Origin of the sequence: Massilia soli (assembly GCF_016809835.1) — a bacterium.
Lineage (GTDB): Bacteria > Pseudomonadota > Gammaproteobacteria > Burkholderiales > Burkholderiaceae_D > Telluria_A > Telluria_A soli.
This window is the reverse complement of sequence record NZ_JAFBIL020000006.1, coordinates 110,585-126,736: the sequence shown is the minus strand read 5'-3', so window position 1 is coordinate 126,736 and position 16,152 is coordinate 110,585. Positions and strand designations below refer to the sequence as shown.

Below are 16,152 nucleotides of genomic sequence, written 5' to 3'. Positions count from 1 at the left end.
GTTCGTCCGGCGGCCTCCGGTCAGCTGACCTTGTTTTTGCTTGTGTCCGCTGCGTAGGGCCAACGCCGATCGGCCGTGAAGCGGCCGCCTCCCTGCCATTACCCCTCCATCATGCGGCGACTGCGCGCGCGGCATTCGCCCGCTGCCTCATCGTATCGCCACTAAGTTCATCAAGACGACCCAATTCGTTGAGGCAGCCTTTTGGGGTCGTGCTGCCGGTTAACCACCCTGGTCGCTCGGTGTGCGCATCCCCACGGTTTTCAGTAAAAACGTCGTGAATATTGTCAAGCGGATCGCGAACTACTCGTAAATACCGTCAATACGCGCGTATTTACTGGCAAAAGAGTTTTATCCGTAAATATGTTGTATATATGCATAGAATTGGCCTGCGACATTGACACCGGATATTGGCGCGTGTTCTGATGCTTTAAGAATATGTATTAATTTTTGTCAATACATATTTTTCGGCCGAGCTCAGTTCCGGCCGGGAGTTAGTTGGGACGCAACACCGTGATTAATAAAGCACAACATTTACCCAAGGCGGCTTGACACAGGCCGCTTATTCATTAGGAAATCACATGTTAGTTAGAAAAACCGTACTGGCACATGCACTGACCGTCGCGTTCGCCGCCACCGTCGCCGCCTCGAGCGCGTATGCGCAATCGAACATCGGCAACATCAACGGCCGCGCCGCCAGCGGCGCCGTCGTCACCGCACAAAACCCAGCGATCGGTGTCACCCGTACCGTGACGGCTGCTGCCGACGGCACCTACAACCTGTCCCAACTGCCGCCAGGCAACTACTTGGTGCGTGTCAAGCTGCCAGACGGTACCACCCGTGACCAGCAAGTGACGGTGCAGGCCGGCGAAGGGTCGACCGCGAACTTTGAAGCCGACACCCCGCAGACCGTGGTCGTCACCGGCCGCGCAACGCGCATCGACGTCAAGTCGGCCGAATCGAGCCTGGTGCTGAACAAGGCTGCAATCGACCGCATTCCGGTCGCACGTAACGTGACCGCCGTCGCGCTGCTGGCGCCAGGCGCAACCGCCGGCGACACCCGCATCGGCCAGACCGCATTGCGTGGCGGTAACGTTCCATCGCTGGGTGGTGCTTCCCCGGCAGAGAACGTCTACTACATCAACGGCTTCAACGTCACCAACGCGCTCAACGGCGTGGCATTCAACCAGGTGCCGTTCGACGCAATCGGACAGCAACAGGTCAAGACCGGCGGCTATGGCCCTGAGTATGGCCGTTCGCTGGGCGGCGTACTGAGCGTGACCACCAAGCGCGGTACCAATGAGTGGCACGGCGGCGTCAACATGATCTACTCGCCTGAATCGATGAGCGGCTCCTCGGTATATGCCGAGAAGAGCACCGTCACCGGCAAGTACGACTTGCAGGAACGTGCTGGCGGCACCGACGACCTGCAGGCCAACGTATGGGCCGGCGGCCCGCTGATCAAGGATCGCCTGTTCTTCTTCGGCCTGGTGCAGGGCGCGGACATCACCCGCGAAACCTACAGCCTGAACCGCCAGGAAACCGTCAAGTCGAACTCGCCGCGCTTCCTGACCAAGTTTGACTGGAACTTGAACGATTCGAACCTGGTGGAATTCACCGCGTTCAGCGACAAGAGCACCGACAAGGTCCAGAACTACATCTCGCCAGTTCCTTACGGCAAGCAGCGCGGCGCCAGCCAGGGCAATGACGAGTACGTCACCGGCGGCGAGAACTTCATCGCCAAGTACACCTCGTGGGTTACCGACGACCTGACCGTCTCGGGCATGTATGGTGTCGGCAAGTACAACCGCCAGTCGAACATCGCATCGGCCGCCTGCCCGTACATCACCGATCGTCGCACCGCGCCGACCGTACGCCTGGGCTGCGCTACCGCAACCACGATCGTTGATCCGGACGCAAACGACGAGCGCAAGGCGTTCCGCCTCGATGCAGAGTGGAACCTCGGTGCCCACGGCCTGCGCTTCGGTATGGATAACGAGGAATACAAGGTCGTCGACGGCACCTTCTACCCAGGTGGCGAGAACTACCAGATCCGCCGCCTCGCATCCGGCTCGACCCTGTCGAACGGCTACCGCAACACCAGCGGTTCGCCGATGGACTACGTGGAAATCCGCCATTTCGAAAACGGTGGCGCGTTCACCACCAAGAACTCGGCGTTCTACCTGGAAGACAACTGGCAGGTCACCAAGAACCTGGTCGCCAGCATCGGTGTACGTAGCGAATCGTTTGAAAACCTGAATGCTGAAGACAAAACCTTCATCAAGGTCGACAACACCATCGCACCGCGCCTGGGCCTGACCTGGGACGTCCGTGGCAATGCCCAGACCAAGGTATTCGCCAACGCCGGCCGCTACTACATTCCGGTGATGTCGAACACCAACGTGCGCCTGTCCGGTGCCGAGCTCGACTACCGCGAATTCTATGCCTACACTGGCAGCAACAGTGCAGACAAATTCCAGATTCCTGGCCGTGGCGCCCAGCTGGGTGGCCGCGCGGTGTCGTCGAACGGCGAAGCCGGTGACCCACGTTCGGTAGTGGATCCGGAAATCAAGCCAATGTACCAGGATGAGTTCATCCTCGGTGCCCAGCAGGCATTGAACAACCGCTGGAGCGTCAGCGCCAAGCTGACCCATCGCAAGCTCAAGAGTGTGATGGATGACATGTGTAACGACGAGGGCGCCTACAACTGGGCCATCGCCAACGGCTACGACGAAGACAAGGCGAACATCCTGGGCGGCTCGATCGGCCACTGCTTCCTGTACAACCCGGGCGGCGACCTGACTGCCAACGTCGACTTCGAAGATGGCAATGGCCTGACCCGCGTGGTGATTCCGGCAGCGGCACTGGGCTTCCCGAAGCCAAAGCGTACCTTCAACTCGCTCGAACTGGGCTTTGAGCGCGCATGGGATGGCAAGTGGACTGTGCAGGGTTCCTACGTACTGGCCTACAACAAGGGCAATACCGAAGGCTACGTCAAGTCGGACATCGGCCAGGATGACGCAGGCATCAGCCAGGACTGGGATTACCCAGGCCTGATGGAAGGCGCCTACGGCTACCTGCCAAACGACCGCCGCCACAGCCTGAAGGTGTTCGGTTCCTACCAGGTGCTGCCTGAGCTGCGCCTTGGCGCCAACCTGATCCTGCAGAGCGGCCGTCCGAAGAACTGCCTGGGCTACTACGCCGGCGACCTGGATGGCGTGTCGATCCTGTACGGCGCGGCATCGTTCTACTGCGGTGGCAAGCTGAACCCACGCGGTTCGTTCGGCCGCACCGACTGGACCCGCAACCTGGGCCTGCAGGCGACCTACGAGCCGAAGTGGCTCAAAGGCACCACCTTCCAGGTTGACGTGCTGAACGTGTTCAACGAGCGCACCGTGACCTCGATCGAAGAAGGTGGCGAATCGGCACTGAACACGCCTAGCCCGACCTACGGCCAGCCGGTAGGGATCACGGCAGCCCGTTCGGTCCGCTTCCTGGCGCAGTACGAGTTCTAACCAGTACGCCGCAGCCCTCCGGGGTTGCGGTTGCCGCCAGCAAAACCGCCCGCTTCACAGTGGGCGGTTTTTTTTCGTTCAGCCGAAAAAAAACCCGGCAGCGCCGGGTTTGGCCGTTGCGCGGGTTGCCGGCATCAAGCCGCCATCGACAACGCCACCGCTTCAGCCACCTTGATGCCGTCCACCGCCGCCGACAGGATGCCGCCGGCGTAGCCGGCGCCTTCGCCGGCCGGGAACAGGCCGCGCGTGTTCAGGCTCTGCAGGTCGGCGTCGTTGCGCTTGATGCGGATCGGCGAGGAGGTGCGTGTCTCGACCCCGGTCAGCACCGCGTCCTGCTGGTAGTAGCCCTTGATCTGCTTGTCGAACGCCGGGAATGCTTCGCGCATCGCGGCAATCGCGTACTCGGGCAGGGCGCTGGCCAGGTCGGTCAGGTGCACCGCCGGCTTGAACGAGGGCACCACGGCGCCGAACTCGGTCGAGGCCACGCCGCGCACGAAGTCGCCCATCAGCTGGCCTGGCGCGTCGTAGGTGCCGCCGCCGAGCGCGAATGCGCCTTCCTCGAGCTGGCGCTGGAAGGCAATGCCGGCCAGCGGATGGCCCGGATAATCTGCCGGCGTGATGCCGACCACGATCGCGCTGTTGGCATTGCGCTCGTTGCGCGAGTACTGGCTCATGCCGTTGGTGACGACCCGGCCTTCTTCGGACGAGGCCGCGACCACCGTGCCGCCCGGGCACATGCAGAAGCTGTAGACCGAACGGCCGTTGCTGGCGTGGTGCACCAGCTTGTAGTCGGCGGCGCCGAGGATCTTGTTACCGGCGTTGGGGCCGAAGCGGCAAACGTCGATCAGCGACTGCGGGTGCTCGACCCGGAAGCCGATCGAGAACGGCTTGGCTTCGATATACACGCCGCGCTCGTAGAGCATCTCGAAGGTGTCGCGGGCGCTGTGGCCGATCGCCATCACCAGGTGGTCGGTGGCGATGTGCTCGCCGCTGGCCAGCACCACGCCGCGCACCTGGCGCACGCCGTTGTTGTCCTCGACCTCGATGTCGGTGACCTTGCTTTCGAAGCGGTATTCACCGCCCAGCGCGATGATGTTCTCGCGCATCTGCTCGACCATCTTGACCAGGCGGAAGGTGCCGATGTGGGGCTTGGACACGTACATGATTTCTTCCGGCGCGCCGGCCTTGACGAACTCGGTCAGCACCTTGCGGCCGTAGTGGCGCGGATCCTTGATCTGGCTATATAGCTTGCCGTCCGAGAAGGTGCCGGCGCCGCCTTCGCCGAACTGGACATTGGACTCGGTATTGAGCTTGCGCTTGCGCCAGAAGCCGAAGGTGTCGACGGTGCGCTCGCGCACCACCTTGCCGCGTTCGAGGATCAGCGGGCGCAAGCCCATCTGGGCCAGGATCAGCGCCACGAACAGGCCGCACGGGCCGGTGCCGACCACCACCGGACGCTTGTTGCTGTCGTGCCCCTGCAGTTGCTCGCCACCGGCCACGAATTTATAGCTGGTGTCGGGGGAGGGCAGCACGTGCACGTCGTGCTTCAGGCGCGCCAGGACGGCCGCTTCGTCGGCGGTTTCGACATCGAGCGCATAGATCAACAGGATCGCGCTGCGTTTCCTGGCGTCGTAGCTGCGCTTGAATACGGAATAACTCCGCAACGAATCTTTGCCAATGCCCAGGCGCGCCAGGATAGCCGCCTGTAGCGCTTCCTCGGTATGGTTGAGTGGCAGTTTTAATTCATTAATTCGCAGCATCGTACGTATTCCGTCCAGGCATAAAAAAAGGGAGGTTTTCGACTACAACCCTCTATTTTACCTCCGATGGACGGCATCGGGCATGTTGTCGCGCCGATACCGCCGCCCGGCGGACATCTGCACGGGTCTGTTGCAGTGCGGCAGGGTAGCTATTGCACCATTATTGAGCATATCTTGTATAACTTCTTGCAACATCTGTATATGCATGCACTAAAAGCCTTCATCAGGCGCGCGCCGTGACCTAAGCTGCTGCAACGCGCCATCTTCGTCGTATATATATAGCTGATCTTCATCGAATTTCGAATCTGTTGTTTATATGCATAGGCATGTTTGGGATTGTTGACATGTAATGTTTCGCTATGGTTCTATGCATAACCATGTAATTTTGATCTATGTCAAAGTCGCAGAAAACCCGAAGGGGTGGGAAGCAATAAGTGGGACAAAGCAGTAATCGTGATTTGCATTACAACAACTTACCCGAGCTGATCCACGAGTGAAGCTCAAATTAATTAGGAAATCACAATGTTGAGAAAAACCGTTTTAGTGCACGCCTTGACCGTCGCGTTCAGCGCATCGGCCCTGAGCCTCGCAGTGACCGCACCAGCGATGGCGCAATCGAACGCAACCGGTAGCATCTACGGTACCGTGACCCCTGGCGCTGACGTCAAGGTGATGATCGAAAACGCGGCAACTGGCCTCAAGCGTACGCTGACTCCGGACGCGCAAGGTCGCTTCCAGGCTACCTCGCTGCCGACCGGTACCTACCGCGTCACGCAGATGAAGGGCACCACCGTCGTGGGCACCACCGAAGTTGACGCCAGCATCGGCCAGGGTGCCGAAGCTGTCTTCAGCGCGCCGCCAAGCGGCGTTCAAACGGTTCAGATTACCGGCCAGCGTCGCACCATCGACGTAACCAGCACCAACAACGGTGCCACGTTCAACTCGCGCCAGCTGGCAGCACTGCCAATCGCGCGCAACGTTGAAGCAATTATCCAGCTGGCGCCGAACACCACCCGCGCCGACTCGCGTTTCGCCGGCGGTGCTTCGTTCGGCGGCGGTGCTGCTTCGGAAAACTCGTACTACATCAACGGTTTCCCTGTCGTCAACCCACTGACCGGCCTGGGCGCATCCCAGCTGCCGTTCGGCGCGATTGCTGAAGCACAGGTCCTGACCGGCGGCTTCGGCGCCGAGTTCGGCCGTTCGATCGGTGGCGTGGTCAACATCATCACCAAGAGCGGCACCAACAACTGGGAAGCTGGCGGCATCGTCACCATCGAGCCAAAATCGTGGCGCGCATCGTCGAAAGACATCTACTACGCGACGACCGGCGCATCGTACAACTCGGCAACTGACGGCACCCTGCGTCTGGCGCGCGCGCAAAACACCCAGGAGCGCAAGGTGTACGGCGCGTACGTCGGCGGCCCGATCATCGAAGACAAGCTGTTCTTCTTCGCTGCTGCTGAAAAAACCGAGACCGACCAGGGCCTGGTCAATGGTTTCCGCGTCGGTACCTCGAACACCCGCAACGGCTGGCGCGACCGCAACACCCAGGTCGAACGCTACATGGCCAAGGTCGACTGGAACATCACCAACGACCACCGCCTCGAATTCACCGCGCTCGGTGATACCCCGACCGTGGAAATCGCTGACAGCGGCTTCGACTATGCAACCCGCACCCGTACGGGCACCGTGACGTCGTCCCAGACGCTGGTCAACGTGAACGACAACGGCGGCAAGACCAACATGGCGAAGTACACGGGTAACCTGACCCAGGACCTGACCCTGACCGCGCTGTATGGCCAGACCGATTCCGAGCACAGCAACGACTTCCCAGGCTACAACCCGACCCTGTTCCAGGTGTCGTCGGCGCCTGCGGACCGCGTTCCTGGCCTGACCTACAACAATCCGCAGGGCATTACCGGCACCATCCTGGCGCCGGGCTCGAAGGATGTTGTGAAAGCCGCCCGTATCGACCTGGAATATCGCATTGGCGCGCACACCATCCGTGGTGGCGTCGACCAGAACAAGGTTGAGTCGATGAAAGCCGGTGACATCCGCGCCGGTGGCGGTACCTGGACTTACTTCCGTACCGACACCCCGAACGCACCACTGGACGGCCCGGCTGGCGTGCTGATTCCTGCACCGGCAACCGGCGGCGGCTACGGCACCCAGGGTTACTACGTGACCAAGAACCTGTTCTCGACCGTGACCGATTCGTTCGGCGAGCAGAGCGCGTTTTACCTGGAAGACAAGTACCAGGCCACCAAGGACCTGCTGCTGACCCTGGGCGTGCGTAGCGAGTCGTTCAAGAACCAGAACGACAGCAAGACCACCTTCCTGGAAATGACGAACCAGATCATGCCGCGTTTCGCAGCAGCATGGGACGTCAATGGCGATTCGAGCCTGAAGGTATTTGGTACCGCTGGCCGTTACTCGGTGCCGATTCCAACCCACATCTCGGTGCGTGGCGCGGGCCGCTCGACCTTCACCGCCCAGTACTACACGTACAGCGGCGTTGACGCGAACGGCGCACCAACCGGCCTGGTTCAGCTGAGCCAGCCTCTGTCGAACAACAACGAGTATGGCCAGGACAAAGTCGTGGCAACCCTCGCTGCCCTCGACATGAAGCCAGCCTTCCAGGACGAGCTGACCGTTGGTTTCGAAAAGGCGTTCTCGCCTAGCCTGAACTTCGGCGGCAAGGCAACCTACCGTAAGCTGCAGTCGACCATCGATGACTTCTGCGACGTGCGTCCGTTCGAGCGCTATGCGGCCGCGAACAACATCGCGATCACCAACCCACTGTGGGGTAACACTTGCCAGACCTTTAACCCAGGTCAGGACAACACCTTCTTCGTGGACTACACCGGCGACGCTTCCAAGCTGAGCAAAGTGTTCCTGACCGCGCAAGAGCAGGGCTTCGGCAAGCCTAAGCGTACCTACGCCGCAGTTGACGTGTTCGCTGAGCACCCACTGCGCAACGGCTGGTACGGCAAGCTGATGTACACCTGGTCTAAGAACAAGGGCAACACCGAAGGCCAGGTCCGTTCGGACAACGGCCAGGCTGACGTCGCTGTGACCTCGACCTGGGATTACCCAGAGCTGATGATCGGCGCCGATGGCTTGCTGCCAAACGACCGCGAACACCAGGTCAAGGCTTACGGTTTCTACCAGGTCATGCCTGAAGTCACCGTCGGCGGTAACATCCTGCTGGCATCGGGCCGTCCACGCAGCTGTATCGGTAGCGCCGCCGCGCCTGGCGACTCGCCGAACTACAGCAACCAGACCTTCTACTGCGGTGGTGCAACCCGTGCGGAAAACGTCATCACCCCACGTGGTACCCTGGGCCGTCTGCCATGGGATAACCGCCTGGACCTGAACGTTGCCTACAAGCCAGCAATGGTTCCTGGCCTGCAGCTGCGCCTCGACGTGTTCAACGTGACCAACCGCCAGGTTGTCCAGAACGTGACCGAAGCGTACAACAACGGTACCCGTATCAGCTCGCTGTACCAGACCCCGTTGTCGCTGACCGCACCACGTTCGGGCCGCTTCTCGGTCTCCTACGACCACAAGTTCTAATGCTTGGCCGGGCTGGCCTCGCGGTGGCCCGGTGGTTGTAGCGCATTAAAAAATGCTGGGAATTAACAACAAAAGCCGTTCAGTTAATCGCTGAACGGCTTTTTTTCGTTTGCCCGGATGTTTGGCCTCTCGCTTGAGAGGCCGTGCAATATATGCACGTGTTGTAAATTCGCCATAGATCATTCAGTACATTTCCCAATTTGTCACAGTGCCGACATAATACCGCGCACGTAGCTTCATTTCGTTTTGGAAATTTTTCAAGCGACACAGATCGTCTTCCATCGAATGGGCTTACGTCTCATCGCAAACTATAACTAGGACCTATATGTTCTTTAAAGAGAAAACTGGCGTGCGTTCGGTACGCATGGCCATCGGCCTGCTGGCAGGCTTGGTCGGCGCGAACGCGCTGGCGCAAGAGCAAGTCATCCAGCGCGTGGAGATCACCGGCTCGGCAATCAAGCGCATCCAGCGCGAAGGCGCTTTGCCAGTGCAAGTCATTTCGAAAGAAACCATCGCCCGCACCGGCGCGACCACGGTCTCGGACCTGGTCCAGAAGCTGCCAGCGATGCAGGGTTTCACCATTGAAGCGATCGCAGCGGGCACCAACTCGGGTGGCCGCACCACCGCGTCGATCCACGACCTGGGCGGCGCGTACACCCTGGTCCTGCTGAACGGCCGCCGCCTGGCGCCACTGCAGGACAGCGGCAGCTCGGTCAACCTGAACTCGATCCCGCTGTCGGCGGTCGAGCGCGTTGAAGTGCTGACCGACGGCGCGTCGGCACTGTACGGCGCTGACGCGATCGCTGGCGTGATCAACTTCATCCTCAAGAAGAACTACCAGGGCCTGTCGGTTGACGCCGGCTACGTGCATCCTGAACACGAAGGCGGCAAGAGCGCCAACGCCAGCATCACCGGCGGCTTCGGCGATCTGGACACCGACGGCTACAACGTCCTGATGACCTACCGTCACGACGAGCAGCGCCAGCTGAAGGCGCCACAGCGCCGCTTCGCCCAGACCGCGTACATCCCGTTCACCCATGAAGGCGTGAACTACATCTACGACCGTACCTCGACCTCGACCGTTCCAGCGAACGCCACCGTGTCGTTCACCAACCCGGCTGTCAACAAGGGCATCGGCTTCAACCCGTTCCAGAAGAAGAACGGCCAATGCGCCGAACTGAACGTGCCGTACCTGTCGAACGACGCGCTGACCAACTTCTGCTCGTTCGACTTCGCCGCCACCGTCGAGATCATTCCTGAATCGAAGCGCGACACCTTCTTCTCGAGCGGCCGCGTCAAGCTGGGCGAGAACGCAGTCGCATTCGCCGACCTGTCGCTGGGCCGTTTCGACCTGACCGCGCGTATCGCGGCCAACCCGGTCAACGTCAGCATCCCGAAAGGCACGCCGCTGTACACCCAGTACATCCAGCCGTACCTGACCCCGGCCCAGCAAGAACTGGCAACCGGCGCAGTGGCGCAGTTCCGCGCCGTTGACTGGGGTACCCGCGACAGCCAGACCATCACCGACGTGCGCCACCTGGTGGCCGGCGTGGAAGCCAATGCCTACGGTTGGGACCTGAACAGCGCCGTGACCTTGTCGAAGTACAAGATCAACGAGAAGTACACCGGCGGCTACATGCTCAACACCGAGTTCCGCGCAATGCTGACCAACCGCACCTTCGACCCGTTCGCACCATCGGGTTCGCAGAGCGAAGCGACCAAGACGCTGATCCAGAACTCGCTGTTCAAGGGTTCGATCCGCGAAGCGTACTCGGACATGAAGGGCTTCGACCTGCGCGGCTCGCGTGAAGTGTTCGAACTGCCAGGCGGCACCGCCAGCGTGGCAGTCGGCGCCGACTACCGCGAACTGCAGCAAGTCCAGACCGCGACCGCTGCGGCCAAGACCGGCACCATCTACGCGTTCAGCGCTCCGGCGGAAAACGATTACACCCGTGAATCGACCGGCGCCTTCGCCGAACTGGCACTGCCGGTCATGAAGAACCTGGAAATGACCGCCGCTGTCCGTTGGGACAAGTACTCGGCAGTGGAAGACGCGCTGCTTAACACCAAGGTCGGCGAATCGCAAGACGCCAGCACCTACAAGGTCACCGCACGCTGGTCGCCAACCCAGCAGGTCCTGCTGCGCGCTTCCTACGGCACCGGCTTCCGCGTTGCTGACCAGGACTCGATCGCCGGCAAGATCGTTTCGGCTGGCTTCACCGCCGGTTCGTACACCTGCCCACCGGCGCTCGAGGCCGAGAACGCAGGCTTCTGCCGTCCAGGCAAGGCGCAGTATGACGTCAAGCGCGGCGGCAACCCGAACCTGAGCCCTGAGGAATCGGAGCAGTTCACCATTGGCTTCCGCATCGAGCCGTCGAACAGCGTCACCTTCGGCGCCGACCTGTGGGATGTGCGCATGACCAACCAGGTCTCGGCAGTGAGCGAGATCCAGGCGTTTGCCGATCCGGCCAAGTTCCGTCAACTGTTCTCGTCGTTCACCAACCCGGCAACGGGCGAGCTGAAGTGGTCGTTCCTGCAGGCGCCGATCAACATCGGCCGCTCGCACTACCGTGGTATCGACTGGGACTTCACCGTTGGCGAGAAGTACTCGTTCGGCAAGCTGTCGGTCAACGTCAACGGCACCCACATGCTCAAGGCTGACTACACCACGCCAGGTACCGACAACGTCTGGACCGATAGCCTGGACCGTTACGGCATCAACAACGCCGTCACCTTCCGCAACATCGCTCGCTTCACCGCAGCGCTGGAAACGGGCAAGATGGTCAACTCGCTGACCTTGAACTACCGCAATGGTTACACCGATGCTGCGGCCAACCCGTACAACGTCGCCACCAAGGCCAACATCACCCAGGCGATCCGCCTGCAGGTGCCGTCGTACTCGACCATCGACTACCAGGGCAAGTACAACATCAGCAAGAAGTGGGATGTTCGCCTGGGCGTCAAGAACCTGATGGACAAGGAGCCGCCACTGTCCCTGCGTACCTCGTCGGGCCACCAGGTTGGCTACGACCCGCGTTATGCAGATACCATGGGCCGCACCCTGTACCTCAACAGCAGCTACACCTTCTAAGCTAAACACTTAGCAAGCAAAAAGCCCCGCAAGGAAACTTGCGGGGCTTTTTTTTGGGTGCGGATACGCTACTGGCCTGCATGCGGATGCGCCCTTGCCGGCTTATCCGCCCTACCGCACGTGGCCGTCATGCAGTAAGAGCCCGGGTACCCGGAGCGGCAGGGCGGCTCCGCGCGATCACTGGCGGCGGTGGCGCAGCGCGGCCTACATCCCGCCCCAGGCCGCATTGATGGCCGCCAGCGCCGCCAGCCCGGCCGTCTCGGTGCGCAGGATGCGCGGCCCCATCGACAGCGCGATCGCGCCTTTGGCAATCGCCGCATGTTCTTCCTGCTGGGTGTAGCCGCCTTCCGGCCCGATCATCAGGCTGACCGCGTGCGGCGGCGTGGCGCGGGTCCATGCGGCCAGCGACTGGGTCGCGCGCGGGGTCAGCAAGATGCAGCTGGACATCTCGGCGCTGCCGATCCAGCGCTCGAAGTCGCACAGCTCGCCCAGTTGCGCCAGCCGGTTGCGCCCGCTTTGCTCGGACGCCGCAACGATCACCGCCTGCCAGTGGTCCAGCTTTTTTCCCGCGCGCTCAGGCGATAGCTTGACCACGCAGCGCCGCGCCGCCAGCGGCTGGATGCGGCCCACGCCCAGTTCCACCGCCTTTTCGATGATCCAGTCCATCTTGCTGCCTTCCGGCAGCGCCTGCGCCAGGGTCAGCTGGTACGCCAGTTCAGCCTCGCGCGCGTCATGGCTGACGATGGCGGCGGTGGCGCGGCGTTTCTCGACGCTGGCCAGCACCGCCTTGTACTCGCCGCCGGTGCCGTCGAACAGGCACAGCTCGTCGCCCGGCTGCAGGCGCACCACGTGCACGTGGTGGGCGACAGCCTCGGGAAGGGCAATGGTGGCGCCGATGCTGAGCGGCTCGGAGCAATAGAAACGTGGCATGAAAATCCTGCAACTTGTCGGTGGAAATGAGGGCATTTTAATTCGGCGCCCCCCCGCTCTGGTAAAATACTTGGTTAAGCAAGCCTGTCCTTGCAGCGCATTCCCATCCACGACCTCAATGATTCAATCCATGAAACCTACGCTCCCTACCACCCTGATGGCCAACGCGATCCGCGCACTGGCGATGGACGCTGTTCAAAAAGCCAATTCCGGCCACCCTGGCATGCCTATGGGCATGGCTGAAATCGCTGTCGCGCTGTGGGCGGGGCATTACAAGCACAATCCGGCCAACCCGAAGTGGGTCAACCGCGACCGTTTCCTGCTCTCCAACGGCCACGGCTCGATGCTGCACTACGCGCTGCTGCACCTGTCGGGCTACGACCTGACTATGGACGACCTGCGCAACTTCCGCCAGCTGCACTCGAAGACCCCGGGCCACCCGGAAGTGGACATCACGCCAGGCATCGAGACCACCACCGGCCCGCTCGGCCAGGGTATCGCCAACGCGGTCGGCATGGCGCTGTCGGAGTGGCTGCTGGCCGCTGAATTCAACAAGCCTGGCTACGACGTCGTCGACCACTACACCTACGCCTTCCTGGGCGACGGCTGCCTGATGGAAGGCATCTCGCACGAAGTGTGCTCGCTGGCCGGCACGCTCGGCCTGAACAAGCTGATCGCACTGTACGACGACAACGGCATCTCGATCGACGGCAAGGTCGAAGGCTGGTTCACCGACGACACCCCGCAGCGTTTCGCGTCCTACGGCTGGAACGTGATCCCGGACGTCGACGGCCACGATGTGGCGGCGGTCGACGCGGCCATCGCGCAGGCCAAGAAGTCGGACAAGCCAACCCTGATCTGCTGCAAGACCATCATCGGCAAGGGCTCGCCCAACCTGCAAGGCGGCGACAAGGTCCACGGCGCGGCGCTCGGCGACGCGGAAATCGCGGCAGTGCGCGAACACCTGGTATGGGACGCGATCCCGTTCGACATTCCGGCGCCGATCTACAGCGCATGGGATGCCAAAGAGCAGGGCGCCGCTGTTGAGGGCGACTGGAATGCCAAGTTCGACGGCTACCGCGCACAATTCCCTGAGCTGGCCGCCGAGCTCGAGCGCCGCATGAAGGGCGACCTGCCGGCCAACTTCCAGCAAGTGCTGGACCAGGCCATCGCCGCGACGGTCGAGAAGAAGGAAACCATCGCCACCCGCAAGGCGAGCCAGAACGCGATCCAGGCGCTGGCGCCGGCGCTGCCGGAGTTCCTCGGCGGCTCGGCCGACCTGACCGGCTCGAACCTGACCAACTGGAAAGAGATCACCCCGGTGCGCTCGGGCCAGCCAGGCAACCATATCAATTACGGCGTGCGCGAGTTCGGCATGAGCGCGATCATGAACGGCGTCGCCCTGCATGGCGGCTACATCCCGTTCGGCGCGACCTTCCTGACCTTCTCGGACTACAGCCGCAACGCGCTGCGCATGGCGGCCCTGATGAAGCTGCGCTCGATCTTCGTGTTCACCCACGACTCGATCGGCCTGGGCGAAGACGGCCCGACCCACCAGTCGGTCGAGCACGTGTCGTCGCTGCGCCTGATCCCTAACCTCGACAACTGGCGTCCATGCGACACCACCGAATCGATGGTCGCATGGGGCGCGGCAGTCCAGCGCAAGGACGGCCCGGCAACCCTGATCTTCTCGCGCCAGAACCTGCCGTTCGTCGAACGCAGCGCCGAGCAGGTCGCCAACATCGCGCGCGGCGGCTACGTGCTGCGCGACGCCGCCAACGCCCAGATCATCCTGATCGCCACCGGTTCGGAAATCGAACTGGCGCTCAAGGCGGCCGATGCGTTGACCGCCGAAGGCAACGCGGTGCGCGTGGTGTCGATGCCGTCGACCGACGTGTTCGACCGCCAGGACGCGGCCTACAAGGCCAGCGTGTTGACGCGCGGCGTACCGCGCGTCGCCATTGAAGCCGGCGTCACCGATTTTTGGTATAAATACGTGGGTCTCGAAGGCGCCGTGGTGGGTATCGACACCTTCGGCGAATCGGCGCCGGCGCCGGTGCTGTTCAAACACTTCGGCTTCACCGTCGACAACGTCGTTGCCAAGGCCAAGCTGGTCATGGCCGCTTAAGTCTGCCGTTAGCGCAGGCGCCCAGGCGCCTGCGCCTCGCCCTTCTTTTTCTTTCATCAGGAGTTCAGTATGACGATCAAAGTAGCAATCAACGGTTATGGCCGCATCGGCCGCAATGTGCTGCGCGCGTTTTATGAAGGCGGCAAACAGCAGGACATCCAGATCGTCGCGATCAACGACCTGGGCGACGCCAAGTCGAACGCCCACCTGACCCGCTACGACACTGCGCACGGCAAGTTCCCGGGCACCGTGACCGTCGAAGGCGACAACATGATCGTCAATGGCGATCCGATCCGCGTGTTCGCGCAGCGCAACCCGGCTGAAATCCCATGGGGCGAGCTGGGCGTTGACGTGGTGCTCGAATGCACCGGCTTCTTCACCACCAAGGAAAAGGCCTCGGCCCACCTGAAGGGCGGCGCCAAGAAAGTCATCATCTCGGCGCCGGGCGGAAAGGATGTCGACGCGACCATCGTGTTCGGCGTCAACCAGGACGTGTTGAAGTCGAGCGACACCGTGATCTCGAACGCCTCGTGCACCACCAACTGCCTGGCCCCGCTGGTCAAGCCGCTGAACGACGCGATCGGCCTGGAAACCGGCCTGATGACCACCGTGCATGCCTACACCAACGACCAGGTGCTGTCGGACGTGATGCACGAAGACCTGCGCCGCGCCCGTTCGGCCACGATGAGCATGATCCCGACCAAGACCGGCGCCGCCGCCGCGGTTGGCCTGGTGCTGCCTGAGCTGAACGGCAAGCTGGACGGCTTCGCGATCCGCGTACCGACCATCAATGTCTCGCTGGTCGACCTGTCGTTCATCGCCAAGCGCGACACGACCGTGGAAGAAGTCAACGAGCTGATGAAGGCTGCTGCGGAGTCGGGCGCGCTGAAAGGCATCCTGACGTACCAGACCGAGCCGCTGGTCTCGATCGACTTCAACCACAACCCGGCATCGTCGAACTTCGATTCGACCCTGACCAAGGTATCGGGCCGCCTGGTCAAGGTATCGTCGTGGTACGACAACGAGTGGGGCTTCTCGAACCGCATGCTCGACACCACCGTGGCGCTGATGAACGCGAAATAAGCGTTCGGCGGCAAATGAAAAACCGGCGCATGCGCCGGTTTTTTTTCGCTAAGTCACCGTAAAGTGTGGAAA

Annotated in this window: 7 protein-coding genes; 5 read left to right on the top strand and 2 right to left on the bottom strand. The window is 61.8% G+C overall.

Translation table 11 applies throughout. The annotated features are described in order from the left end of the window. Positions 1–578: 578 nt before the first annotated feature. Positions 579–3,512: a TonB-dependent receptor gene (locus I4X03_RS15595; RefSeq protein ID WP_223469162.1), complete on the top strand. Its 2,934-nt coding sequence runs from the start codon at positions 579–581 to the stop codon at positions 3,510–3,512. 134 nt (positions 3,513–3,646) lie between these two features. Here the strand turns inward: I4X03_RS15595 and I4X03_RS15590 are convergent, their stop codons facing one another. Continuing rightward, entirely contained in the window at positions 3,647–5,272 is a 1,626-nt protein-coding gene (locus tag I4X03_RS15590; protein WP_223469161.1) for an NAD(P)/FAD-dependent oxidoreductase, read from the bottom strand. Between the two features lie 522 nt (positions 5,273–5,794). Here I4X03_RS15590 and I4X03_RS15585 point away from each other — a divergent pair. Beyond that, the gene (locus tag I4X03_RS15585; protein ID WP_223469160.1) at positions 5,795–8,848 is read left to right on the top strand and encodes a TonB-dependent receptor; all 3,054 of its coding nucleotides are present in this window, start codon (positions 5,795–5,797) and stop codon (positions 8,846–8,848) included. A 349-nt stretch (positions 8,849–9,197) separates the two neighbouring features. Further along, the gene (locus I4X03_RS15580; protein WP_223469159.1) at positions 9,198–11,939 is read left to right on the top strand and encodes a TonB-dependent receptor domain-containing protein; all 2,742 of its coding nucleotides are present in this window, start codon (positions 9,198–9,200) and stop codon (positions 11,937–11,939) included. A 204-nt stretch (positions 11,940–12,143) separates the two neighbouring features. Here I4X03_RS15580 and I4X03_RS15575 read toward each other — a convergent pair whose 3' ends face one another. After that, complete coding sequence (locus tag I4X03_RS15575; RefSeq protein ID WP_223469158.1) at positions 12,144–12,869, bottom strand: 16S rRNA (uracil(1498)-N(3))-methyltransferase; 726 nt, start codon at positions 12,867–12,869, stop codon at positions 12,144–12,146. A 130-nt stretch (positions 12,870–12,999) separates the two neighbouring features. On the opposite strand from I4X03_RS15575, the gene tkt reads away from it, so the two are divergent. Further along, positions 13,000–14,997 carry a transketolase gene (tkt, locus tag I4X03_RS15570; RefSeq protein ID WP_223469157.1) on the top strand — a complete coding sequence of 666 codons (1,998 nt, stop codon included), beginning with the start codon at positions 13,000–13,002 and terminating at the stop codon, positions 14,995–14,997. A gap of 69 nt (positions 14,998–15,066) precedes the next feature. Next, entirely contained in the window at positions 15,067–16,080 is a 1,014-nt protein-coding gene (gap, locus tag I4X03_RS15565) for a type I glyceraldehyde-3-phosphate dehydrogenase (protein ID WP_223469156.1), read from the top strand. Positions 16,081–16,152 lie beyond the last annotated feature (72 nt).

What these genes read in the sequence shown, in the direction of transcription:
- I4X03_RS15595 (WP_223469162.1), top strand. Translation starts at nt 579, where the DNA reads ATGTTAGTTAGAAAAACCGTACTGGCACATGCACTGACCGTCGCGTTC.
- I4X03_RS15590 (WP_223469161.1), bottom strand. Translation starts at nt 5,272, where the DNA reads ATGCTGCGAATTAATGAATTAAAACTGCCACTCAACCATACCGAGGAA.
- I4X03_RS15585 (WP_223469160.1), top strand. Translation starts at nt 5,795, where the DNA reads ATGTTGAGAAAAACCGTTTTAGTGCACGCCTTGACCGTCGCGTTCAGC.
- I4X03_RS15575 (WP_223469158.1), bottom strand. Translation starts at nt 12,869, where the DNA reads ATGCCACGTTTCTATTGCTCCGAGCCGCTCAGCATCGGCGCCACCATT.
- tkt (WP_223469157.1), top strand. Translation starts at nt 13,000, where the DNA reads ATGAAACCTACGCTCCCTACCACCCTGATGGCCAACGCGATCCGCGCA.
- gap (WP_223469156.1), top strand. Translation starts at nt 15,067, where the DNA reads ATGACGATCAAAGTAGCAATCAACGGTTATGGCCGCATCGGCCGCAAT.